Origin of the sequence: Streptomyces sp. cg36 (assembly GCF_041080675.1) — a bacterium.
Taxonomy (GTDB): Bacteria; Actinomycetota; Actinomycetes; order Streptomycetales; family Streptomycetaceae; genus Streptomyces.
Genome location: NZ_CP163520.1, coordinates 6,685,185 through 6,707,830, shown reverse-complemented (window position 1 = coordinate 6,707,830; position 22,646 = coordinate 6,685,185). Strand labels below are relative to the sequence as shown.

The 22,646-nt window shown below is 71.9% G+C and carries 16 protein-coding genes and 1 rRNA gene; 8 read left to right on the top strand and 9 right to left on the bottom strand.

Annotation, left to right across the window (positions count from 1 at the left end; all coding sequences use genetic code 11):
• Nucleotides 1–86: 86 nt before the first annotated feature.
• Nucleotides 87–1,612, bottom strand: a 16S ribosomal RNA gene (locus AB5J87_RS29875).
• Between the two features lie 739 nt (nucleotides 1,613–2,351).
• Here AB5J87_RS29875 and AB5J87_RS29870 point away from each other — a divergent pair.
• Both AB5J87_RS29870 and ptsP read left to right on the top strand, forming a co-directional pair.
• The gene (locus AB5J87_RS29870) at nucleotides 2,352–2,801 is read left to right on the top strand and encodes a PTS glucose transporter subunit IIA (protein WP_369381042.1); all 450 of its coding nucleotides are present in this window, start codon (nucleotides 2,352–2,354) and stop codon (nucleotides 2,799–2,801) included.
• Nucleotides 2,802–2,895: 94 nt separating this feature from the next.
• Nucleotides 2,896–4,566 (top strand): phosphoenolpyruvate--protein phosphotransferase, encoded by a 1,671-nt coding sequence (ptsP, locus tag AB5J87_RS29865; protein WP_369381041.1) that lies wholly within the window; start codon nucleotides 2,896–2,898, stop codon nucleotides 4,564–4,566.
• A gap of 158 nt (nucleotides 4,567–4,724) precedes the next feature.
• Here ptsP and AB5J87_RS29860 read toward each other — a convergent pair whose 3' ends face one another.
• Both AB5J87_RS29860 and AB5J87_RS29855 read right to left on the bottom strand, forming a co-directional pair.
• A complete protein-coding gene (locus AB5J87_RS29860) occupies nucleotides 4,725–5,582 on the bottom strand; it encodes a hypothetical protein (RefSeq protein ID WP_369383712.1) in 858 nt (285 codons plus the stop codon).
• 142 nt (nucleotides 5,583–5,724) lie between these two features.
• Complete coding sequence (locus AB5J87_RS29855; RefSeq protein ID WP_369381038.1) at nucleotides 5,725–6,933, bottom strand: MFS transporter; 1,209 nt, start codon at nucleotides 6,931–6,933, stop codon at nucleotides 5,725–5,727.
• A gap of 112 nt (nucleotides 6,934–7,045) precedes the next feature.
• Here AB5J87_RS29855 and AB5J87_RS29850 point away from each other — a divergent pair, with 112 nt between their 5' ends.
• On the top strand, nucleotides 7,046–8,368 hold the full coding sequence (locus AB5J87_RS29850) for an aminotransferase class I/II-fold pyridoxal phosphate-dependent enzyme (protein ID WP_369381037.1): 1,323 nt from the start codon (nucleotides 7,046–7,048) through the stop codon (nucleotides 8,366–8,368).
• Between the two features lie 172 nt (nucleotides 8,369–8,540).
• Here AB5J87_RS29850 and AB5J87_RS29845 read toward each other — a convergent pair whose 3' ends face one another.
• A complete protein-coding gene (locus AB5J87_RS29845; RefSeq protein ID WP_369381036.1) occupies nucleotides 8,541–10,529 on the bottom strand; it encodes an acetoacetate--CoA ligase in 1,989 nt (662 codons plus the stop codon).
• 217 nt (nucleotides 10,530–10,746) lie between these two features.
• Between AB5J87_RS29845 and AB5J87_RS29840 the strand changes: the two genes are divergently transcribed.
• On the top strand, nucleotides 10,747–13,104 hold the full coding sequence (locus AB5J87_RS29840) for a TIM-barrel domain-containing protein (RefSeq protein ID WP_369381034.1): 2,358 nt from the start codon (nucleotides 10,747–10,749) through the stop codon (nucleotides 13,102–13,104).
• Nucleotides 13,105–13,261: 157 nt separating this feature from the next.
• Here the strand turns inward: AB5J87_RS29840 and AB5J87_RS29835 are convergent, their stop codons facing one another.
• Nucleotides 13,262–13,780: an NUDIX domain-containing protein gene (locus tag AB5J87_RS29835; protein WP_369381033.1), complete on the bottom strand. Its 519-nt coding sequence runs from the start codon at nucleotides 13,778–13,780 to the stop codon at nucleotides 13,262–13,264.
• A 94-nt stretch (nucleotides 13,781–13,874) separates the two neighbouring features.
• On the opposite strand from AB5J87_RS29835, the gene AB5J87_RS29830 reads away from it, so the two are divergent.
• The 4 genes from AB5J87_RS29830 to glpK all read left to right on the top strand — a co-directional run bounded on the left by AB5J87_RS29830 (nucleotide 13,875) and on the right by glpK (nucleotide 18,236).
• Complete coding sequence (locus tag AB5J87_RS29830) at nucleotides 13,875–14,681, top strand: M15 family metallopeptidase (protein ID WP_369381031.1); 807 nt, start codon at nucleotides 13,875–13,877, stop codon at nucleotides 14,679–14,681.
• Between the two features lie 103 nt (nucleotides 14,682–14,784).
• The gene (locus tag AB5J87_RS29825) at nucleotides 14,785–15,216 is read left to right on the top strand and encodes a Zn-ribbon domain-containing OB-fold protein (protein ID WP_369383710.1); all 432 of its coding nucleotides are present in this window, start codon (nucleotides 14,785–14,787) and stop codon (nucleotides 15,214–15,216) included.
• Nucleotides 15,213–16,409, top strand: coding sequence for a lipid-transfer protein (locus AB5J87_RS29820; protein ID WP_369381030.1), 1,197 nt, complete (start codon nucleotides 15,213–15,215; stop codon nucleotides 16,407–16,409). The genes AB5J87_RS29825 and AB5J87_RS29820 overlap by 4 nt, the downstream gene beginning before the upstream one ends.
• A gap of 312 nt (nucleotides 16,410–16,721) precedes the next feature.
• Nucleotides 16,722–18,236, top strand: coding sequence for a glycerol kinase GlpK (glpK, locus tag AB5J87_RS29815; RefSeq protein WP_369381029.1), 1,515 nt, complete (start codon nucleotides 16,722–16,724; stop codon nucleotides 18,234–18,236).
• A 73-nt stretch (nucleotides 18,237–18,309) separates the two neighbouring features.
• Here glpK and AB5J87_RS29810 read toward each other — a convergent pair whose 3' ends face one another.
• Genes AB5J87_RS29810 through AB5J87_RS29795 form a run of 4 tightly spaced genes read right to left on the bottom strand, consistent with a single transcriptional unit; the run spans nucleotide 18,310 to nucleotide 22,561 of the window.
• Complete coding sequence (locus AB5J87_RS29810; RefSeq protein ID WP_369381027.1) at nucleotides 18,310–18,915, bottom strand: ATP/GTP-binding protein; 606 nt, start codon at nucleotides 18,913–18,915, stop codon at nucleotides 18,310–18,312.
• Nucleotides 18,896–19,348 (bottom strand): DUF742 domain-containing protein, encoded by a 453-nt coding sequence (locus tag AB5J87_RS29805; protein WP_369381026.1) that lies wholly within the window; start codon nucleotides 19,346–19,348, stop codon nucleotides 18,896–18,898. The genes AB5J87_RS29810 and AB5J87_RS29805 overlap by 20 nt, the downstream gene beginning before the upstream one ends.
• A 10-nt stretch (nucleotides 19,349–19,358) precedes the next feature.
• Entirely contained in the window at nucleotides 19,359–19,799 is a 441-nt protein-coding gene (locus AB5J87_RS29800; protein ID WP_369381023.1) for a roadblock/LC7 domain-containing protein, read from the bottom strand.
• Complete coding sequence (locus AB5J87_RS29795) at nucleotides 19,796–22,561, bottom strand: nitrate- and nitrite sensing domain-containing protein (RefSeq protein WP_369381022.1); 2,766 nt, start codon at nucleotides 22,559–22,561, stop codon at nucleotides 19,796–19,798. The genes AB5J87_RS29800 and AB5J87_RS29795 overlap by 4 nt, the downstream gene beginning before the upstream one ends.
• Between the last annotated feature and the right edge of the window lie 85 nt (nucleotides 22,562–22,646).

Sequence of the window (22,646 nt, the reverse complement as noted above, 5' to 3'; positions counted from 1 at the left end):
CAACCAGACCTTGCCGAATAGTCAACGTTCCACCCATGAGCTGACCGTGCAGAACATTTGCCTGCAATCGGTGCTGTGCTCCTTAGAAAGGAGGTGATCCAGCCGCACCTTCCGGTACGGCTACCTTGTTACGACTTCGTCCCAATCGCCAGTCCCACCTTCGACAGCTCCCTCCCACAAGGGGTTGGGCCACCGGCTTCGGGTGTTACCGACTTTCGTGACGTGACGGGCGGTGTGTACAAGGCCCGGGAACGTATTCACCGCAGCAATGCTGATCTGCGATTACTAGCAACTCCGACTTCATGGGGTCGAGTTGCAGACCCCAATCCGAACTGAGACCGGCTTTTTGAGATTCGCTCCGCCTCGCGGCATCGCAGCTCATTGTACCGGCCATTGTAGCACGTGTGCAGCCCAAGACATAAGGGGCATGATGACTTGACGTCGTCCCCACCTTCCTCCGAGTTGACCCCGGCAGTCTCCTGTGAGTCCCCATCACCCCGAAGGGCATGCTGGCAACACAGAACAAGGGTTGCGCTCGTTGCGGGACTTAACCCAACATCTCACGACACGAGCTGACGACAGCCATGCACCACCTGTATACCGACCACAAGGGGGCGACCATCTCTGGCCGTTTCCGGTATATGTCAAGCCTTGGTAAGGTTCTTCGCGTTGCGTCGAATTAAGCCACATGCTCCGCTGCTTGTGCGGGCCCCCGTCAATTCCTTTGAGTTTTAGCCTTGCGGCCGTACTCCCCAGGCGGGGAACTTAATGCGTTAGCTGCGGCACCGACGACGTGGAATGTCGCCAACACCTAGTTCCCAACGTTTACGGCGTGGACTACCAGGGTATCTAATCCTGTTCGCTCCCCACGCTTTCGCTCCTCAGCGTCAGTAATGGCCCAGAGATCCGCCTTCGCCACCGGTGTTCCTCCTGATATCTGCGCATTTCACCGCTACACCAGGAATTCCGATCTCCCCTACCACACTCTAGCTAGCCCGTATCGAATGCAGACCCGGGGTTAAGCCCCGGGCTTTCACATCCGACGTGACAAGCCGCCTACGAGCTCTTTACGCCCAATAATTCCGGACAACGCTTGCGCCCTACGTATTACCGCGGCTGCTGGCACGTAGTTAGCTAAGCGCTTCTTCTGCAGGTACCGTCACTTGCGCTTCTTCCCTGCTGAAAGAGGTTTACAACCCGAAGGCCGTCATCCCTCACGCGGCGTCGCTGCATCAGGCTTTCGCCCATTGTGCAATATTCCCCACTGCTGCCTCCCGTAGGAGTCTGGGCCGTGTCTCAGTCCCAGTGTGGCCGGTCGCCCTCTCAGGCCGGCTACCTCGTCGTCCTTGGTAGGCCATTACCCCACCAACAAGCTGATAGGCCGCGGGCTCATCCTTCACCGCCGGAGCTTTCCACCCGCCAAGATGCCTCGGCAGGTCGTATCCGGTATTAGACCCCGTTTCCAGGGCTTGTCCCAGAGTGAAGGGCAGATTGCCCACGTGTTACTCACCCGTTCGCCACTAATCCCCACCGAAGTGGTTCATCGTTCGACTTGCATGTGTTAAGCACGCCGCCAGCGTTCGTCCTGAGCCAGGATCAAACTCTCCATGAATGTTTACCGGTAATCCGGTGCACACACACGTAAGAGCGGAACGACCAGGCCGGAATAAGACCAGTCGTCCTCAGCGTCCTCGCTGTGTTGTTGCCTGCCCGTCACATGGACCGGCAGGACTTTTCAAAGGAACCTCCAACCCAACCGACGAGCGGTGGGCCGGGGTTGTCAATCTGGCGTTGACTTTTGGCACGCTGTTGAGTTCTCAAGGTACGGACGCTTCCTTTGTTCCCGTTTCCGGGCCCTCCGGGCGCTTCCTTCGTTTCCGACTCTATCAGATCGTTTTCCGATCCGATTTCCTCGATGCTTTCCAGGTCTTCGCTTTCGCGCTTCCCTTTCCGGCGGCTCCGACTCTATCAGTGCTTTCCCTTCGCTCTGACCACTTCGTTTTGCGGCGTACTGAAAATCAGCAACACGGCACACGAAAGATCAGGTTCAAGATCAGCAAGTGAGAGGAGCCTGCCCGCTGGCGCACGTTCACGTGAAGTTCACGTGTGGCGGCCGAGCGGGACTTAGGACAGTACAGGGACCGGAGCGGTCGGGGCAAATCGACCGAGGGTCTATGGTCTAGTCCACTAGTACACCGGTCTAGTCCAGTACTCTCCGTCCGAGTGAAGCCCGGGTTGGCGTCATACCAGGCGAACCCGGACTTCTTATGACTTACCCTTCTGAACAGTACGTCGTCCGCTGCAGACAGTGACGGCGGCACGAAGAAGCCCCACCCCCTGGGAGGCCATCCATGACCACCGTGACGTCCCCGCTCGCCGGGCGTGCCATCGGACTCGCGGCAGTGCCCGATCCGGTGTTCTCCGGCGCAATGGTGGGCCCCGGTACCGCCATCGACCCCGTGCGCGAGCCCTCGGAGGCGGTTTCCCCCGTCGACGGCGTCATCGTCTCCCTGCACCCGCACGCCTTCGTCGTCGTCGACGACGAGGGCCACGGCGTGCTCACGCACCTCGGCATCGACACCGTGCAGCTGAACGGCGAGGGCTTCGAGCTGCTCGTCAACAAGGGCGACACAGTCACGCGCGGCCAGGCCGTGGTGCGCTGGAACCCCGCCGCCGTGGAAGAGGCCGGCAAGTCCCCCGTGTGCCCGATCGTGGCTCTTGAGGCCACGGCTGACTCCCTCTCCGACGTCCGCGAGGACGGCGACGTGAAGGCCGGCGACGTCCTTTTCGCCTGGAAGTAGTTCAGCCAGCAGTCGTGACGCCGCCGTCGTGAGACGGCGGGTCGGACATCCACCGCGGCGGCCTGGACCGCCGCACCAATCGGAGACGGGTGAAATGGAGACAACGCTGCGAGGCGTCGGCGTGAGCCACGGTGTGGCGATCGGCCAGGTCCGGCACATGGGCACTGCGGTCCTGGAACCGCCGGCCAAGCAGATCCCGGCCGAGGAGGCGGAGCGCGAACAGGGGCGTGCCCGCAAGGCCGTCGAGGCTGTGGCCGCCGACCTGAACGCGCGGGGCAACCTGGCGGGCGGTGAGGCGCAGGCGGTGCTGGAGGCCCAGGCGCTCATCGCCCAGGACCCCGAGCTGGCGGCCGACGTCGACCGTCGTATCGCCGTCGGCAGCACGGCCGAGCGCGCCGTCTACGACGCGTTCTCGCACTACCGGGAGCTGCTCGCCGGTGCCGGCGAGTACATGGCCGGGCGTGTGGCGGACCTTGATGACGTGCGCAACCGGATCGTGGCGCGGCTGCTGGGCGTGCCGATGCCGGGCGTGCCGGACAGCGACGAGCCGTACGTGCTGATCGCGCGCGACCTCGCGCCCGCGGACACCGCGCTGCTCGACCCGGCGCTGGTGCTCGGTTTCGTGACCGAGGAGGGCGGGCCGACCAGCCACAGCGCGATCCTGGCGCGTGCCCTGGGTGTGCCCGCGATCGTGGCGCTGCCGGGCGCGGGTGAGCTGGCCGAGGGCACGATGGTCGCCGTCGACGGCAGCACCGGCGAGATCTTCGTCGACCCCAGCGAGGAGAAGCGCACCGAGCTGGAGCGGGCCGCGGCCGAGCGCAAGGCGGCGCTGGCCGCCTCGTCCGGTCCGGGCGCGACGTCCGACGGGCACAAGGTGCCGCTGCTCGCCAACGTCGGCGGTCCCGCCGACGTGCCCGCGGCGGTGGAGGCCGGTGCCGAGGGCGTCGGGCTGTTCCGTACCGAGTTCCTCTTCCTCGACGACTCCGCGAAGGCGCCGTCGGAGGAGAAGCAGGTGGAGGCGTACCGCAAGGTGCTTGAGGCGTTCCCCGAGGGCCGTGTGGTCGTGCGGGTGCTGGACGCCGGCGCGGACAAGCCGCTCGACTTCCTGACGCCCGCCGACGAGCCGAACCCGGCGCTGGGCGTGCGTGGTCTGCGGTCGCTCCTCGATCACCCCGAGGTGCTCCGTACTCAGCTGACCGCGCTGGCCAAGGCCGTTGAGGGGCTTCCGGTGTATCTGGAGGTCATGGCGCCGATGGTGGCCGACCGTACGGACGCCAAGGCGTTCGCGGACGCGTGCCGGGCGGCCGGGCTGCAGGCGAAGTTCGGGGCGATGGTGGAGATCCCGTCCGCCGCGCTGCGGGCCCGCTCGATCCTCCAGGAGGTCGAGTTCCTGTCGTTGGGCACCAATGACCTGGCCCAGTACACCTTCGCGGCCGACCGTCAGGTCGGTGCGGTGTCGCGGCTGCAGGACCCGTGGCAGCCGGCGCTGCTGGATCTGGTCGCGCTGTCCGCCGAGGCCGCCAAGGCCGAGGGCAAGAGCTGTGGTGTGTGTGGTGAGGCCGCCTCCGATCCGCTGCTCGCTTGTGTGCTGACGGGTCTGGGTGTCACCAGCCTGTCGATGGGTGCCGCGTCGATTCCTTACGTGCGCGCGACGCTGGCGAAGTACACGCTGGCCCAGTGCGAGCGTGCCGCCGCCGCGGCCCGTGCGGCCGACACGGCGGAAGAGGCCCGGGTGGCCGCGCAGGCGGTGCTGTCCGGGGAGTGATCCGGACGGCCGGTCCCGTCCGGTCCCGGTGTGCTGCCGGAGTGTGAGGGGCTTCCCGTCGCGGGTGCGGCGGGGAGCCCCTCTTCCGTGTCGGGGCCGGGGTGCGTGGCCGTGGTCTGCGGCCAGGATCTGTGGTCGGGCCCGGTGGTGGCGGTCCGTCAGTGGTGGGTGTCCGGTTGGTCGACGGGGAAGCCCGCCTCGTACTCCACTCCTGGTTCGGGCGAGACGGGGTCGCCGGTGTCGGCGTCCGTGCAGTACGCGCTGAAGACCTCGCCCGCGGTGAGCGGGTGCAGGCGGCCTTCGTGGAGCCGCCAGCCGCGCACGCGGTCGGGGGCGTCGGCGGTGGTGCTCCGCAGGACGAGGCCGCCCGGGCTGCGCTGGGCGATGCCCGCCGCGAGGACGGTCACGAACTCCGCGGCGTCGCTCTCGTCGAGCGGGGCCGGGTCATCGGTGCTGCCCTCCGCGTGGAGCACCGCGATCAGTTGCTCCTGGCGGGCCTGGACGCTGCACACCAGGTGGTGCAGGCCGGGTCCGGCAGCGGCCAGCAGCCCGGTGAGGGCGGTCGAGGCACGGGCGAAGGCCGATCTGCCGATGTCCTGGCCGCATTCGGCGCACTCCCCCAGGTCGGCCAGGAGCAGGGTCGCGTAGTCCCAGGTCGCCTGGCGGACGGCCTTGTTGATGAGCTCGGGCACCAGGGTGCCGATGGGCTGGCCCGTGTAGGTGAGGCGGGCTCCGGCCGCGGCGAGCTCCGCGGTGAAGCGGGTGCGGGCGGCGGGGGTGTCCGGGTCGATGCCGGTGGCGGTGCAGAAATCGGTGTACTCCTCGGGGTCGAAGAGCGCGACCGTGGTGTGCAGCCCCTGGGCGGCGAGGGATCTGAGCAGGCCGTCGACATGGCGGAGGTAGCCGGGGTGGTCGTCGAAGGTGAAGGTCCGGTAGCGGGTCATCGCCTCGAAGTCGTACGCGTCGGCCAGCAGGCCGACGGTGCTCGGGGCCTCCTTGCGCAGGGTGCGCCGCACGGCTTTCGCGGTGTGGGCGGGCCTGGGGCGGCGGGGCGACCCGGATTCGGCGGCCCGACGGCTCCTGGGCTTCTTCGCGGTGGTGGTGTGCTTCTTCGATCGGTGGATGTGTCCCACGGTTTCCCCCTGAGCGCGCTGTCGATCAATGCTCACTTACCGTAACCGGGGCCACTGACAACGCCGGTCGGGGCAGCCGGTCGCGGACGAGTCGGTGCTGAACGCAGCAGGTCACGGCGATGATCGCGCCGAAGGCCGTCCAGCCGACGGGGCCGGTGGCGATGGCGGCGGTGACGGCGAGCGGGCCCGCGCTGCGCTGTACGGACTGGGCGAGGCCGTGCACGCCGAGGTAGGAGCCCTGGGCCCGCGAGGGGGCGAGGGCGATCGAGAGTTCCCACGAGACGGTGGCGTGGAGCATCTCGGCGAGGGTGAAGACGGCGGCCGAGACGGTGAGGAAGACCGTGGCGGGCACGGCGCCGTCGATGGCCGAGGCCGCCATGGCCAGGCCCGCCGCGGCGAAGATGACGCCGAGCGGCAGGAGCATGCGGTGGGCGGCCGGGGTGGTCGCTCCGAAGCGGGCCAGCGGGACCTGGAGGCCGACCACCATCAGGTTGTTGAGGACCATGAGGAGCGGGACGAGTCCGTGGGGCGCGTCCGTGGCGTGCACTGCCCAGAGCGGGATGCCGATCTTGAAGACGGCGTCGTCCATGAAGAGCACGGCCTCGGTGGCCACGTAGGCCAGGTAGGTGCGGTCCTTCCAGGGGCTGCGGGCCCGTTCCGCGGGGGCGGGGTCGTCGGAGGTGGCGACGGTGCGGGACGGCGAGGGCGGTTCGGCGCAGCGCGAGGTGATGAGCGCGGCACCGACGAAGGAGAGGGCGTCCCCGGCGAGCAGCCACTGGTAGGCGGCGGTGGTGCCGAGGGCGAGCGCGGCAGCGGCGGCGAGGCCGCCGACGGCCCATCCGGCGTTGGCGAGGGTGCGGCTGACGGCCTGGTAGCGGACTCGGTCGGGGCCGGCGACGCGGGCCGCGTACAGCTTGGTGAGGACGTTGGCGGAGCGGTCGCCGAAGCTTCCGACGGCCGAGTAGAGCAGCAGGAGCGCGTAGTTGTCGGTGGTCAGCAGTGCCGCGGAGGCGAGCGCGCGCAGGATCTGGAAGACGACGAGCACGCGGGTGAGCGGCAGCCGGTCGGCGATCTTGCCCCCTACGGGGGCTCCGGCGATCCCGACGGCGCCGGCGGTGGCGACCAGGGTGCCGACCTGGGTGACCGAGAGTCCGGCCACGTAGGTGAAGTAGAGGACCGAGACGGCGGCCCACAGGCCGCTTCCGATCCGGTCGACGAAGGCGACCCACAGCATCAGTCGGCCGTCGCGGCCTCCCGGTACTCGTTCCCACAGGGCGGCACGTCGGCTGCGCGGAATCACTGTTTCCCCCTTGACCAGACTTATGTACTGATACATACTTCGGTACGTGGCAGAACAATATGCGATCACGGGTGCGTCAGCCAAGGGAATTGCTTCTTCCGTCGAGCGGGCCGTCGCCGAGGGCGCCTTGGCTCCGGGGGACGCGCTCCCTCCGGTTCGACGCCTCGCCGAGGACCTCGGCGTCAGTCCGGGCACGGTCGCGACGGCCTACAAGGACCTGCGCCAGCGCGGTGTGGTGGTCACGCACGGGCGCGGGGGCACGGTGGTCGCCGCCGCGCCGTCCGTGGCCTCGCGGCGGCCGCCGAGGGTGCCGGAAGGGCTGCGCGACCTGGCGGGCGGCCACCCCGACCCGGCGTTCCTGCCCGAACTGCCCGCGCCGGTACGGATGAAGGCGGGGGCGCGCTCGCACCGGTCGATGCCCCGGCTGGTACCGCTCGAACGGCGCGTCCAGGACTGGCTGGCGGAGGACGGCGTGCCGGCCGGGTCCGTGACCTTCGCGCACGGCGCGCTCGACTGCGTCGCGCGGCTGCTCACCACCGAGCTGCGCCCCGGCGACGCGGTGGCGATGGAGGACCCCGGCTACCACCATCTCCTCGACCTGGTGCAGGTGATGGGGCTGCGTACGGTGCCGGTGGCCGTCGACGACCGGGGGATGCGGCCCGAGTCCCTGCGGGAGGCCCTGCGCGCGGGGGCGCGCGCGGTGGTGTCGAGTCCCCGGGCGCAGAATCCTTACGGCGGGTGCTTCTCGCCCGAGCGCCGGGACGAGCTGGTGGACGTGCTGGGCCGGGCTCCGGAGGTGCTCGTGATCGAGAACGACCACGCCGCGGAGATCGCGGGGGCGCCGCTGCACTCGCTGACGGCGGGCGGGCGGATCCCGCGCTGGGCGCATGTGCGCACGGTCTCCAAGTACCTGGGCACCGACCTGCGGTGGGCGGCCGCCGCGTGCGATCCGGTGACGCTGGCGCGGCACGACGGGCGGCTGCTGCTGACCTCCGGCTGGATCAGCCATCTGCTGCAGAACACGGTGCTCGGCCTGCTCACCGACGACGCCGCGCGGGAACTCGTCCTACGCGCGCGTAGTGCCTACGCCGAGCGGCGGACCGCCCTCGCGGACGAGCTGGAGCGGCACGGCATCGCCTCGCACGCGGCCAGCGGGATGAACGTGTGGGTGCCGGTCCGGGACGAGTCGGCGGTGGTGAACGGGCTGCGCTCGCGCGGCTGGTGGGTGGCGGCCGGGGCACGGTTCCGGATCGCCTCCGGGCCGGGAGTGCGGATCACCGCGGCGGGCCTGGTCCCGGCGGAGGCGGCCCGCCTGGCCGCGGACTTCCGCGAGGTGCTGGGCGAGTCCGAGGCCACGTACGGAGGGTGAGGGCGGGCGGGGCGGGGCCGCCGCGATCCGCCGCCTGTGACCGCCGCCCGGCCGGCCCGTGCGTGCAGGCAGCCCGTGCGTACAGGCGACGGCACGCGGCCCGGCGGCGGCGCACGGCCCGGCGCCGGAACCGTTGCCGGCGAGTGCGCGGCCCTTCCCCTCACCCGGCGTGTCAGCCGCGCCCTCGTGCCACCGCCTCGTAGAAGCGGAGGAGGTCGAGGTTGTCGACCGAGCCGGGGTTGACCGCCTTCTCCAGCGGCGTGCCCTGGAGCAGTCGCTTGACCGGGACCTCGATGCGCTTGCCCGTGAGGGTGTGCGGGACGCCCGGGGCCTCGATGATCTCGTCCGGCACATGGCGCGGCGAGAGCTGTTCGCGGATCGCCCGCTTGACCTTCGTCCGCAGGTCCTCGTCCAGGACCGCGCCCTCCGCGAGGTGCACGAACAGCGGCATCCAGTAGCCGCCGTCCGGCAGTTCGAGGCCGATGACCAGGGACTCGCGGATCTCCGGCAGCCGCTCCACCACCTCGTAGATGTCCGCGGAACCCATCCGGACGCCCTGGCGGTTGAGGGTGGAGTCGGAGCGGCCGTGGATGACCACCGAGCCGTGGTCGGTGATGGTGATCCAGTCGCCGTGCCGCCAGGCGCCGGGGAACATCTCGAAGTAGCTGTCGCGGTAGCGACTGCCGTCCGGGTCGTTCCAGAAGCGGATCGGCATGGACGGCATCGGGTTGACGACGACCAGTTCGCCGACCTCGCCCACGACCGGTTTGCCCTGCGGGTCCCATGCCTGGAGGTCGGTGCCCAGGCAGGCGGCCTGGAGCTCTCCGATGTGCACCGGGAGGGTGGGCACCGCCCCCGCGAAACAGGAGCACACGTCGGTGCCGCCGCTGACCGAGGCGATCCACAGGTCCTCGCGGACCTCGTCGTGGAGCCAGCGGAAGCCGTCGGGCGGCAGTGGTGAGCCGGTGGTGGCGACGCACTTCACCCGGGAGAGGTCGTGGTCGCGGGCCGGGTGGACCTCCGCCTTGCGGCAGGCCATGACGTACGCCGCCGACGTCCCGAAGAGCGTGGCGCCGGTCCGCTCGGCGACGCCCCACTGGGCCCCGGTCTCGGGGAAGCCGGGGCTGCCGTCGTAGAGGACGACGGTGGTGCCGGTCAGCAGGCCGGAGACGAGGAAGTTCCACATCATCCAGCCGGTCGAGGTGTACCAGAAGAAACGGTCCTCGGGGCCGAGGTCGCAGTGCAGGCCGAGTTGCTTGAAGTGTTCGAGGAGGATGCCGCCCTGGGACTGGACGATCGCCTTGGGCAGGCCGGTGGTGCCCGACGAATAGAGGACCCACAACGGGTGGTCGAAGGGAACTTGCTCGAAGACCGGCTCGTTGTCACTCTCAGTAAGGGCAGACCATTCGAGAGTTCCTTGGGGGGCAGCGGTGCCGAGCAGCGGGATGTGGACGACGGCGCGCAGGGTGGGCAGTTCGCGGCGGAGTTCCGCGACGACGTCGGTGCGGTCGTGCTCCTTGCCGCCGTAGCGATAGCCGTCGACGGTGAACAGGACGACGGGCTCCACCTGCTGGAACCGGTCGAGGACGCTGCGCGCGCCGAAGTCGGGGGCGCAGGAGGTCCATACGGCGCCGACCGCGGCGGTGGCCAGGAGGGCGGTGACGGCCTGCGGGACGTTGGGGAGGTAGCCGCTGACGCGGTCGCCGGGGCGGACCCCGAGGGCGCGCAGCTCGGCGGCGAGCGAGCCGACCTGGCGGCGCAGCTCGGCCCAGCTGGTGGCGACCGGCTCGTGCGTCTCGTCGACGTGGAGGAGCGCCGCGTCGTCGGCGCGGGCAGGGTCCTCCGCGGTGCGCAGGGCGTGCTCGGCGTAGTTGAGGGTGGCTCCGGGGAACCACTGGGCGCCAGGCATCGACCGGTCGCCGAGGACCGCCTCGTACGGCGTGGCGAAGCGCACGTCGAACCAGTCGGCGACGGCCTTCCAGAAGGTGTCGAGCTCGGCGACCGACCAGCGGTGCAGCGCCGCGTAACCGCCGTCGGCCGGTGCGCCGTACCGCTCGGCGGCCCACGCCTGGAACGCGGTGATCCGCGCTCCGGCGATGCGGTCGGGGCCCGGCTCCCACAGGGGCGCGGGCTGCGGCGCGGCGTTCGCTGCTGAGGTCATGGGTCGGCTCCCGGGCTGGTACGCGTCGTGTGCGTCTGCCGAGCGCACACGCGTGGGGTGTGCGCATGCGGCGGCTCACAGGGACCATGCCATGTGATCGTCTTCCGCACCAGGGTGTGCTCCCCATAGTCCGTCGGCTGACGGTGTGCTGCCACCACGGGTGAACGGGAGTTGAACAAAGCCCACAGGTCAGCGGGCGGATGGCAGGGTGAGCCGCATGGACGGCAATGACCTGGTGCGCTCGGTGAAGGCGGTCGGCACGGTGCGGGGGCTACGGGCGGTGCGCTCGGCCCTGCGGCGGCGCCGGACGGACGCGCGGGGGCTGCCCGCGCGCGGCCCGGAGCGGGCCCGGGTTCCCGGCCAGGTGCGGGCGGCGGAGCCGCGGCCGGGCGGCGGATTGGTGCGGTTCGCACGGGCGGAACTGGAGGTGCGGGTTACGGTGGGAGGTGCGGTGTTCCTGGGCTGGGACGGGGCCGGTCCCGAGCCGTCGTACGCCCTGGCGGGCCCCGCTCCCGAGCCGGACGCGCGCGCGGTGCTGGAGCCCGACACGGACGACGGCTGGCGGGTGGTCTCCGAGCGGGTCACGGTGGCGGTGTCCCGGCACGGGGCGGTGGAGGTGCGCACGCCCGGCGGGGTGGTGCTGCGCCGGGAGCTGCCGCCGCGCTGGTGGGAGCCGGTCGAGGGCGGTCCCGGGCGCTGGGCGCTGCGTTCGGAGCTGGCGGCGGACGCGCGCGTGTTCGGGCTGGGCGGGCGTGCGGCCGGTCCCCGGCTGCGCGACGGGGTGTACCGGCTGTGGAACACCGACCCGGGCGGCGCCTTCGCGCCCGGCGACGACCCGCTGTACATCACCATGCCGGTGCAGCTGGTCGTGGCGGACGGGGGCACCCATCTGGCGTTCTACGACAACACGTGGGACGGCCGGGTCCGGCTGCGCGAGGGCGTCGAGGGCGCGGGGTCGGGCCATGACCGGCCCGGCCACAGCGAGCTGCGGATGGAGGGCGGGCCGGTGCGCTGCTGGGTGGTCACCGGCACCCCCGCGCGCGTGCTGCGCGGGTGGGCGGCGCTGACCGGCGCTCCCGCGGTGCCGCCGTCCTGGGCGCTGGGGCCGCAGCACGCGCGCTGGGGGTTCGGCAGCGAGAGCGAGGTGCGGCGGGTGGTCGCCGGGTACCGGGAGCACGGGCTGCCGCTGTCGGCGCTCCACCTCGACATCGACCACTACGACGCCCACCAGGTGTTCACGGTCGACCGGGAGAGCTTCCCGGATCTGCCCCGGCTCGCCAAGGACCTCGCCGAGGACGGGGTGCGGCTGGTGTCGATCGTGGACCCGGCGGTGAAGGCGCGCCGTGGCAACGCGGTGTACGAGGGCGGGCTGGCGGCCGGGGCGTTCGTCCGGGACGCGCGCGGGGAGGAGGTGCGGGGCGTGGTGTGGCCGGGCGAGTGCGTCTACCCGGACTTCACCGACGCCGGTGCGCGCGAGTGGTGGGGCGGGCTCTACCAGGAGCGGCTGGACCAGGGCTTCGCCGGGGTGTGGCACGACATGAACGAGCCCGTGTCGTTCGCGGCCTTCGGTGATCCCACCCTGCCGCGTTCGGCACGGCACGCGCTGGAGGGCCGCGGCGGGGACCACCGCGAGGCGCACAACGTGTACGGCCTGGCGATGGCGCGCGCCGGGTACGAGGGGCTGCGCAGACTGCGTCCGGACGACCGGCCGTTCCTGTTCAGCCGTTCGGGCTGGGCGGGCATGCAGCGGTACGGGGGCACCTGGTCGGGCGATGTGGCCACGGGCTGGCCGGGGCTGCGGGCGTCGCTCGCGCTGGTCCTGGGGCTCGGGCTGTGCGGAGTGCCCTACTCGGGGCCGGACGTGGGCGGGTTCACCGGGAGCCCGTCGCCCGAGCTGTATCTGCGCTGGTTCCAGCTGGCGTCGCGGCTGCCGTTCTTCCGTACGCACTCGGCGCTGCGGGCCGGGCGCCGGGAGCCGTGGGAGTTCGGGCCGGACGTGCTGGAGCACGCGCGCGGGGCGCTGGTGGAGCGGGAGCGGCTGCGCCCGTACTTCATGACGCTGGCGCAGCTGGCCCGGCTGACCGGTGCTCCGTATGTGCGGCCGGTGTGGTGGGGCGGGCCGGGCGACCGGGCGCTGCGGGACTGCGAGGACGCGTTCTTGCTGGGGGACGCGCTGCTGGTGGCGCCGGTCTTCGAGCCGGGCGCCGTGCGGCGGGCGGTGCGGCTGCCGCGCGGTCGCTGGTACGACGCGGCGACCGGGGAGCCGCACGAGGGCCCCGGGCAGGTGGTGCTCGACGCGCCGCTGTCCCGTATCCCGGTGCTGGCCAGGGCCGGTTCGGTGATACCGGTGCGCGGCGAGCGCGGGGAGGTGGAGCTGGAGGTGTGGGCGCCCGTGGCCGGGCGCACCGGCGGCGGCATCGTCGTGCGGGACGCGGGCGACGGCTGGGGCACGCCGAAGGTGGAACGGTTCACCACCCGGTTGGCGCGCGGCCGGGTGGTGGTGGAGCGCGTCACGGCCGAGGGCACGACCCGGGAGCTGGGGTACCCGGTGCGGGTGCGGGGCGGGGTGCAGTAGGGCGCGCGGGCGCGCACTGACGCCGGCGGAGGGGCGGCCGGGCGCGATCGGCTGCGCGTCGAACGGTCGGCGCGCCCGCGCGTCCGGCGGAGAAGCGCGGCCCGGTGGCCGTCCCCCTACCGCGTGCGGGCGGGCGCGGTGGCCGAGGGCTGCCGCCTCACCGGCCCGCGAACCACTCCCGTACCACCTGGGTGTGCAGGGGGAACGCCAGCTCCTCGGGATGGTGGAGGAGCTGCCAGCCCGCCGTCTCGTCGGTGGGGGCCGGGGGCGGGAGGGAGGCCGTCGGGCGGGGCGGCAGGAGGCCGAAGAGGAGGACGTGCTGCGGGGAGCTGAGCGCGTCCGCGAGGCGTACCTCGGCGGCGGACGCCTCGATCCCGGTCTCCTCGTAGAGTTCGCGCACCACCGCCTCCTGCCACAGTTCGCCGTCGTCGACGAAGCCGCCGGGGAGCGCGAGGCGGCCGATGCGGGGTTCGACGGCGCGGGTGATGACGACGAGTCCGGTGCCGCGCGCGTCCGTCACGGGCAGGAGGGCGACGGCGACCGGCAGCGGGTTGCGGTAGCTGACGGTGCCGCAGGCGGCGCAGGCGCGCGGCCAGCGGTCCGAGGGCGAGGGATACGGCGATCCGCACGCGGAACAGTGCGAATCCCTGACAGGCTGCTTCGTTGTCCCGGTCACGCGCGGGACTTTAACCGACGATGTTCGGCCATCGGGCCACATTGCCCCAACTACGCCTTTTCCATGGTCACTTGAACTGATAAATCGTGTGCACATGACACTTCGTTCCCGCGTGCGCGGCCTGGTCGCCGCTGCTGCCGCCCTGCTCACCACCACCGTCACGGCTCCGCTCGCCCAGGCGACTCCCGAGCCCAAGGCGCCCGCCGAGTTCGTGGCGCTGAGCACGGTGGACCCGACGATCATCCAGGAGATCCGCTACATCCAGCCGCACAACTTCGTGGGTGTGCCGATCGACGGCTACCGGCAGCCGGTGTGCATCCTGACCAAGCCCGCCGCCCAGGCGCTGCACCGCGTCCAGCTCAAGGTGCTGCGCCAGGGGTACTCGCTCAAGATGTACGACTGCTTCCGGCCGCAGCGGGCGGTCGACCAGTTCGTCCGCTGGGCGGAGGACCTCGGGGACCAGAGGATGAAGGCCGAGTTCTATCCGATCGTCGACAAGTCGAGACTGTTCGAGGACGTGTACATCGCGGCCAAGTCCGGGCACAGCCGGGGCAGCTCGATCGACATCACACTGGTGAAGCTGCCCGCGCGGCCGACCCCGCCGTACCGCCCCGGCCAGCCGCTCAAGCCCTGCTACGGCCCGAAGGGCGAGCGCTTCCCGGACAACTCGATCGACATGGGCACCGGCTTCGACTGCTTCGACACCCTCGCCCACACGGACGACCCCCGCATCACCGGGGTGCAGCGCGACAACAGACAGCTCCTGAAGAGCGTCCTCCAGGCCGAGGGCTTCGTCGGGATACCGCAGGAGTGGTGGCACTACACGTACCAGCCGGAGCCGTTCCCGGACACCTACTTCGACTTCCCGGTCTCCTGGCGCTCGGTGGCCGGTCACCACTGAGCACAGGGCCGCCCCCTGCCGGAGCGCGGCCCTCCGTGGCACACTTCTGACGTTCCGTCAGGTACGAGTGCCGGGAGGGGCCTTGACGCGCACGCGCACACCGGTGGTGGCCGGCTGGTTCACCGAGGCGGCGGACGAGGAGGGGTTCCGGCTGCTCGGCACCCGGTGCTCCTCCTGCGCCTCGGTGTTCTTCCCCCGCGAGGACGACTACTGCCGCAACCCGGCCTGCGACGGCCGGGAGCTGACCGAGGTGGCGCTGTCGCGGCGCGGTCGCGTGTGGTCCTACACCGACGGGCGCTACCGGCCGCCCGCGCCCTACGTCAGCGACCCGGAGGCCGCCTGGCAGCCGTACACGCTGGTCGCGGTGGAGCTGGCGGCCGAGCGGATGGTCGTGCTCGGCCAGGCCGTCCCCGGGGTGAGCACGGCGGACCTCGCGGTCGGCATGGAGGTCGAAGTGGTGCCCGGCGTGCTCAGCGAGGACGCCGGAACGATCTGGACGACCTGGCACTGGCGGCCGGTGGGGGCGGGGGCATGAGCGGCACGGGCGACGTCGCGGTCCTGGGCGCCGGGATGCACCCCTGGGGCAAGTGGGGGCGCTCGTTCGTCACCTACGGCACGGCGGCGGCGCGCGCCGCGCTCGCCGACGCGGGTCTCGACTGGCCGGACGTGCGGTCCGTGGTCGGCGCCGACACCGTGCGCGGCGGCTACCCCGGCTATGTGTCCGGGGCGACCTTCGCGCGGGCGCTCGGCTGGCAGGGCGCGCGCGTGACCAGCGTGTACGCGGCCTGCGCCTCCGGGGCTCAGGCGATCGACACGGCCCGCGCGCAGATCCTCGCGGGCATGGCGGACGTGGTGCTCGTGGTGGGCGCCGACGCCGCGCCCAAGGGGTTCTTCGCCCCGGCGGGCGGAGAGCGGCCCGAGGATCCGGACTGGCTGCGGTTCCGGGTCCTCGGTGCCACCAACCCGGCGTACTTCGGGCTCTACGCGCGCCGCCGCATGGCCCTGCACGGCGACACCGTCGAGGACTTCGCGCAGGTCAAGGTGAAGAACGCGGCGGCGGGCGCGCTCAATCCGTACGCCCGCTACCGCAAGGCGGTGACCGCCGAGGAGGTGGCCGCCTCGGCGGTGGTCGCCGATCCGCTGCGGCTGCTCGACATCTGCGCGACCTCCGACGGGGCGGCGGCGCTGGTGCTGTGCAGCATGGCGTACGCGCGGCGGCGCGGGGTGGCCGATCCGGTCCGCGTCCGCGCCGTCTCCACCGTCACGCCCACCTACCCCAACACCGTCCTCGACCTCCCCGACATCGCCACCGACTCGGCGCTCGCCGCCGCCCCCTCCCCGTACACCTTCCGCGCCTCGCTCGCGCGGGCCGCCTACGAGGAGGCGGGGATCGGGCCCGGGGACCTGTCGCTGGCGGAGGTGTACGACCTGTCGACGGCCCTGGAGCTCGACTGGTACGAGGACTTGGGGCTGTGCGGCGCCGGGGAGGGCGCGAAGCTCGTACGGGAGGGCGTGACGGCGCTCGGCGGTCGTGTTCCGGTCAACACGAGCGGGGGGCTCGCATCGTTCGGCGAAGCGGTGCCGGCCCAGGCCATCGCGCAGGTCTGCGAGCTCACCTGGCAGCTACGCGGCACGGCGGGCGAACGGCAGGTCGACCGGGCCCGGACCGGGATCACCGCCAACCAGGGCCTGTTCGGGCACGGTTCGTCCGTGATCCTGGTGCGCTGACTCACGGGCGCCGCACCCGCCCCCGGTCCGGCGGCGGGTGCTGTCGGCGTCCTTGACGCTCCATCACGGCCGGTGAACACTTCCCGTTGTCTCTCGGCATCGCCGTGCTCCGGCTCCCGGCCGCGCGCGCCCGCGCGGTCGCGCGGTCGCACGGGCCGCTCCCCCACGGGCGGTTCCGCCGGGACGCGCGCGCTCGTCGCGCACGCCGGGCCCGGGCACCCCGCCCCGCCACCGGCTCCGCAGCCGCGGGAAGGCGCGCACCCCGCACAGAGGACCGGGGCGGGTGCCCCGGACAAGGGCCTAGGAGAAGCCATGACGGACCAGTTCGTCGCAGCCATCGACCAGGGCACCACCTCCAGCCGCTGCATCATCTTCGACCGGGGCGGCGCCGCCGTCGCCGTCGACCAGCGCGAGCACCGCCAGATCTTCCCCAAGCCGGGCTGGGTGGAGCACGACGCCACCGAGATCTGGTCCAAGGTGCAGGCCGTGGTGGCGGGCGCGCTCGCCAAGGCGGGGCTCCGCGCCGACCAACTGAGCGCGCTCGGCATCACCAACCAGCGCGAGACGACGGTGCTCTGGGACCGGGCGACCGGCAAACCCGTCCACAACGCGATCGTCTGGCAGGACACCCGCACCTCCGCGCTCTGCGCCCGGCTCGGCGGCGCGGACGGCCAGGACCGCTTCCGCGAGGCCACCGGGCTGCCGCTGGCCAGCTACTTCTCCGGCCCCAAGGCGGCCTGGCTGCTGGACAACGTACCGGGGCTGCGGGCGCGGGCCGAGCGCGGCGAGATCGCCTTCGGGACCGTGGACTCCTGGCTGATCTGGAACCTGACCGGCGGCACCGACGGCGGGGTCCACGTCACCGACGTCACCAACGCCTCGCGGACCCTGCTGATGAACCTGGAGTCGCTGAGCTGGGACCCGGCGATCCTGGCCGCGATGAACCTGCCGGAGGCCATGCTTCCGCGGATCCGTTCGTCGGCGGAGGTGTACGGCACGGCGGTCGGCCAGCTGGCGGGCGTGCCGGTGGCCTCCGCGCTCGGCGACCAGCAGGCCGCCCTGTTCGGGCAGGCGTGCTTCGACACCGGCACCGCCAAGAACACCTACGGCACCGGGAGCTTCCTGCTGCTCAACACCGGTGACCGGCCGGTGCCGTCCAAGCACGGGCTGATCACCACCGTCGGGTACCGGATCGGCGACCGGGCGCCGGTCTACTGCCTGGAGGGCTCCATAGCGATCACCGGGGCCCTGGTGCAGTGGTTCCGCGACCAGCTCGGCATCATCCGCAGCGCCGACGAGATCGAGACGCTGGCGGCGAGCGTCACCGACAACGGCGGGGCCTACGTCGTGCCCGCCTTCTCCGGTCTGTACGCCCCGTACTGGCGCTCCGACGCCCGCGGCGTGATCACCGGGCTCACCCGCTACGTCACCAGGGCGCATCTGGCCCGCGCCGTCCTGGAGGCCACCAGCTGGCAGACCCGCGAGGTGGTGGACGCGATGTACCAGGACTCCGGGGTGCGGATCACCTCGCTCAAGGTCGACGGCGGCATGACCGTCAACAAGCTCCTGATGCAGCACCAGGCGGACGTCCTGGGAGTGCCGGTGATCCGGCCGAAGGTCTCCGAGACGACCTGTCTGGGCGCGGCGTACGCGGCGGGCCTGGCGACCGGGGTGTGGTCGGGCCCGGACGAACTGAAGGCGCACTGGCGGCCGGACGCGGAGTGGACGCCCGCCATGGACCCGCAGGTGCGCGAGCGCGAGCACGCCAACTGGCGCAAGGCGGTGGAACGCAGCCTCGGCTGGCACGAGGAGGCGGACGGGCAGTAGGCAGCCCCGAAAGCGCACGGCCCGTACCCCAGTCGGTGGGGGTACGGGCCGTGCTCCGTGCGCGGGCGGGTCCTCAGACGGTGGCGGGGCTGCGGCGGCGCTCCGAGAGGACCATCGCGTGCTCCACGACCGCGATCAGGACGTCCTTGACGGCCTCGCGGTCGCGCGCGTCCGTCATCATCAGCGGCACCTCGGGGTCGAGGTCGAGCGCGGAGCGCACCACGTCGTCGGGGTAGCGGGCCGCGTCGTCGAAGCAGTTGACGGCCACGGTGAAGGGCAGTCCGCGGCGTTCGAAGTAGTCGATCGCGGCGAAGGAGTCCTCCAGGCGGCGGGTGTCCGCGAGGACCACGGCGCCCAGCGCCCCCTGCGCCAGCTCGTCCCAGAGGAACCAGAAGCGGTCCTGCCCCGGTGTGCCGAACAGATAGAGCACCAGGTCCTCGCGGAGCGTGATGCGCCCGAAGTCCATGGCGACCGTGGTGGTGCTCTTGGCCTCCACGCCCGCCACGTCGTCGACGGGCCGCCCGGCCTCGCTGAGCCGCTCCTCGGTGCGCAGCGGGCGGATCTCGCTGACCGCGCCCACCAGAGTGGTCTTGCCGACTCCGAAGCCGCCCGCCACCAGGATCTTGAGCGTCACCGGTTCGACGGGCCGCTTCCTGCGGCTAGAGCGCCCGAAGGCCATTGATCACCTCGCGGAGAAGGGACTCGTCCGGCAGCTCGGCCGGCGGAACGGGTCGGGAGACGTGCACCAGCTGGTCCTGGACGAGATCGCCGACCAGGACGCGGACCACGCCCACGGGCAGGTCGAGTCCGGCGGCGAGCTCGGCGATGGACTGCGGGGTGCCGACGCAGCGTTCGACGATCTCGACGTGCTCGGGCGACAGCGAGTGGTCCCGGCCGGGGTCGTCGGCCTCCGGTTCCGGCACCACCACCGCGATCAGGTCGAGCCGGTGCTGGCCCGCGCTGCTGGTGCGACCGCGGGTCATCGCGTACGGCCGCACCACCGGTCCCGCGTCGTCGTCGAACCAGTGGTGCTGGCGGGGCGCCGACTGCTCGGCCACCCCGTCCGGCTGCTGCGGGCCGTTCGCCGGCGCCCGCTGGTCTGCCTCACTCATGCCGTCGCGCTCACCCTGCGGTGGGCAGGCCGGTCCGTGGTGCCGTGGTGAGGTGGGCCCCGACCCGCTTGACCATCAGGGTCATCTCGTACGCCACCTGTCCGACGTCGGAGTCGGCGTCGGACAGGACGGCCAGACAGCTGCCGTCGCCGGCGGCCGTCACGAACAGGAAGGCGTCGTCGAGCTCCACGACGGTCTGGCGGACCCCGCCGACGTCGAAGTGGCGGCCGACCCCCTTGGCGAGGCTGTGGAACCCGGAGGCGACGGCCGCCAAGTGCTCGCCGTCCTCGCGGGTCAGGTCGCCCGAGGTGCCGGTGGGCAGGCCGTCGCTGGACAGCACGAGCGCCTTGCGGATGGCTCCGACCCGGTCGACCAGCTCGTCCAGCAACCAGTTGAGTTCTCCGGCGCCCTTCCCGATGACGTCGTGTGCTGCGGACTTCGGTGCGGTCATCGACCGTCCCCCTCCGGTGTGTTGCGTCGTACTGTCGCGCCGGGGGCCGTGTCATGCCCGTCGGCAGTGGTCTGTGCGCCGTTCTGCGCGTTGTGGCGGCGCCCGCGCTGCCAGCCGCGCTGCATCGACGCCATACGGTTGCGCACTTCCTCCGCGTCGCGCTCGGGCTGCGGTCGACCGTCCTGCCCGGGGCGGGCCGCGGTCTCGGTGGTGGAGCCGTCCTTGAGCTGCGGGGCGATGCTGGCCTGCCGCACCCGGCGCGGCAGGGCGCCCAGGAGTCCGCCGGTCCCGGCGTCCGCCGGGGTGGCCGGGCCCGGCCGCCGCAGCGGTTCGGGGGCGGGCGCGGGGACGAGGCCGCTGGCCCGCAGCGCGTCGGCGCGGCGCCGCTCCTCGGCCGCCGGGGCCGGACGCACCGGTTCGGGCGGGCCGGCCGGGTGGCCCCGCCCCGGCACGTCGTCGACCCGGCGGCCGTGGTCGCTGACCAGCGTCGGCGCGGTCGGGCGGCGGCGCGGCAGCGGGACCGGGCCGTTCGGGTGGACCGGGGTCAGCGCCTCCCCGCCCTCGTCCGCCGCCTGCTGGTGCTGCGGGCGTTCGGCGCCGGGGGTGCGGCGGGGCGGGCCGAGCAGGCCGCCGCGCGGGACGCGGTCGTCGTCGAACGGCCCGGGGGCGGCCAGGCGACCGCGCGCGTCGAGTTCCATCGGGTCCACGGGCCCCTCCAGTTCCACGGGCCCGTCGAGCGGGTGGCGGTCCGGGACGCCGACCGGCAGCGGCGACAGGGCGCGCGGCCCCGCCTCCCGGTCGCGGCGCGCGGCCGGGTCGCCGTGCGCCGCCTTGCGGTCGAGGCGGAAGCCGGTGCCGTTGGTGTCGGGCGCGTCGGTGAGCAGGACGGCCGGGATGAACACGACCGCCGTGGTGCCGCCGTACGGGGAGGGCTGGAGAGAGACCCGCACGTTCTGGCGCTGGGCGAGCCGGCTGACCACGAACAGGCCGAGCCGGTCGGTGTCGGAGAGCTCGAACTCGGGGGTCTCGGCGAGCCGGAGGTTGGCGTCGAGGAGCGCCTCGGGCGTCATGCCGAGGCCCCGGTCGTGGATCTCCAGGGTGAAGCCGTTGGCGACCCGCTCGCCGTGCACCTGGACGGCGGTGTGCGGGGGCGAGAACACCGTGGCGTTCTCCAGGAGTTCGGCGACCAGGTGCGTGAGGTCGGCGACGGCCGGGCCGATCACGCCGAGCCGGGGCAGCCTGCGGACCTCGATGCGCTCGTAGTCCTCGACCTCGGCCACGGCCGCCCGCACCACGTCCATCAGCTGGACGGGCTTGCGCCACTGGCGGGAGGGGGCGGCGCCGGAGAGGATCACCAGGCCCTCGGCGTGGCGGCGCATGCGGGTGGTGAGGTGGTCGAGCCGGAAGAGGTCGGCGAGCTCGTCGGTGTCCTCGGTGCGCCGCTCCATGGTGTCCAGGAGCGTGAGCTGGCGGTGGAGCAGGACCTGGTTGCGGCGGGCGAGGTTGACGAAGACCTCGGCGACGCCGCGCCGCATGTCGGCCTGTTTGACGGCGGCCTCGACGGCGGCGCGCTGCAGGGTGTTGAGGGCCTGGCCGACCTGGCCGACCTCGTCCTTCTCGTACTCCAGGCGGGGCGCCTCGGTCTCCACGTCGACCTGTTCGCCGGAGGCGAGGCGGCGCATCACGCTGGGCAGGCGCACGCCGGACACCTCGTGCGCCTCCTTGCGGAGCCGGGTGAGGTCGCGGATCAGCTCGCGGCCGATGCGCACCGAGAGGAAGAGCGAGAAGACCAGGGCGAGGAAGCCGGCGACGCCCGCGACACCGGCCTTGACCAGCACGTTGAAGGCGACGGGGTGGACGCGGTCGCGGTAGCGGTCGTCGGCCTCGTCGACGGCCTTCGACAGCCGCGCGAGGACCGCGTTGGCGGGCTGTTCCCAGCGGGCCTTGCTGATCCGGGGGTTCTTGGTCGGGCCCGCCGTGATGATGCTCTGCTCGTTGGCGGTGAGCGCCTCGGTCTCGGGGGTGCTCCAGAGCCGTTCCAGGATCTCGCGTTCGCTCGCGGGCAGGTTCTCCAGGCTGGTCTCGTAGAGGAGCTGGCGGTTGGCCGTGAGGTTGACCAGCTCGCGCAGCTCGTTCCAGGTGAACTGCGGCGGGGCGACCAGCGAGGAGGCGACCAGCGCGTCCTCGCGGGCGATCATCTCGCGGGCCCGGGCGAGACCGACGACCGCGCGGCCCTGCTTGTCCATGTCGACGTCCTCCAGCGCGTGGAGGTTGGTCAGGAACGTGTAGCAGGGGTCGATGACGTCGTTGTACGCCTCCAGGGCCTGGGTGCGGCTGACGGTGCGCCGGTCGACGGACTGGCGCAGGGTGCCGATGCCGTCGAACTCTTCGAGGACGGTCTTCAGCCGGGCCTTGGCCGCCGCGTGCAGATCGCCGCGCACCTGGGAGTCGTTGGCGGCGGAACGGATCTTGGCCACGGCCCGGTCGGTGACCTGGCGGCGGGTCTGGAGCGCGGCGAGGGCGTCGGCGGCGCGCTGGTCGGCCAGGTACACCAGCGTCTGGCGGCGCTCCTGCTGGATGACCTGGACCGTGTCCTCCATCGGAGAGCCGACCTTGTCCACGATGTACGTGACATTGAGCAGCTCGTTGGCCTCGCGGCCGGTGATGTAGGTCGTGAATCCCCAGAGGGCGGTGAGGGAGACGAGCGGCACCAGCAGCAACGCCACGATCTTCCTGCGGATGGACTTCCCGCGAAAGCGCATGGCCTCCCCCAGATCAACCGTCAACAAACGGCGTGAGCCTACTACTGCCACACAGACAACTCGAAGGAACGTCCGGACGATTTTC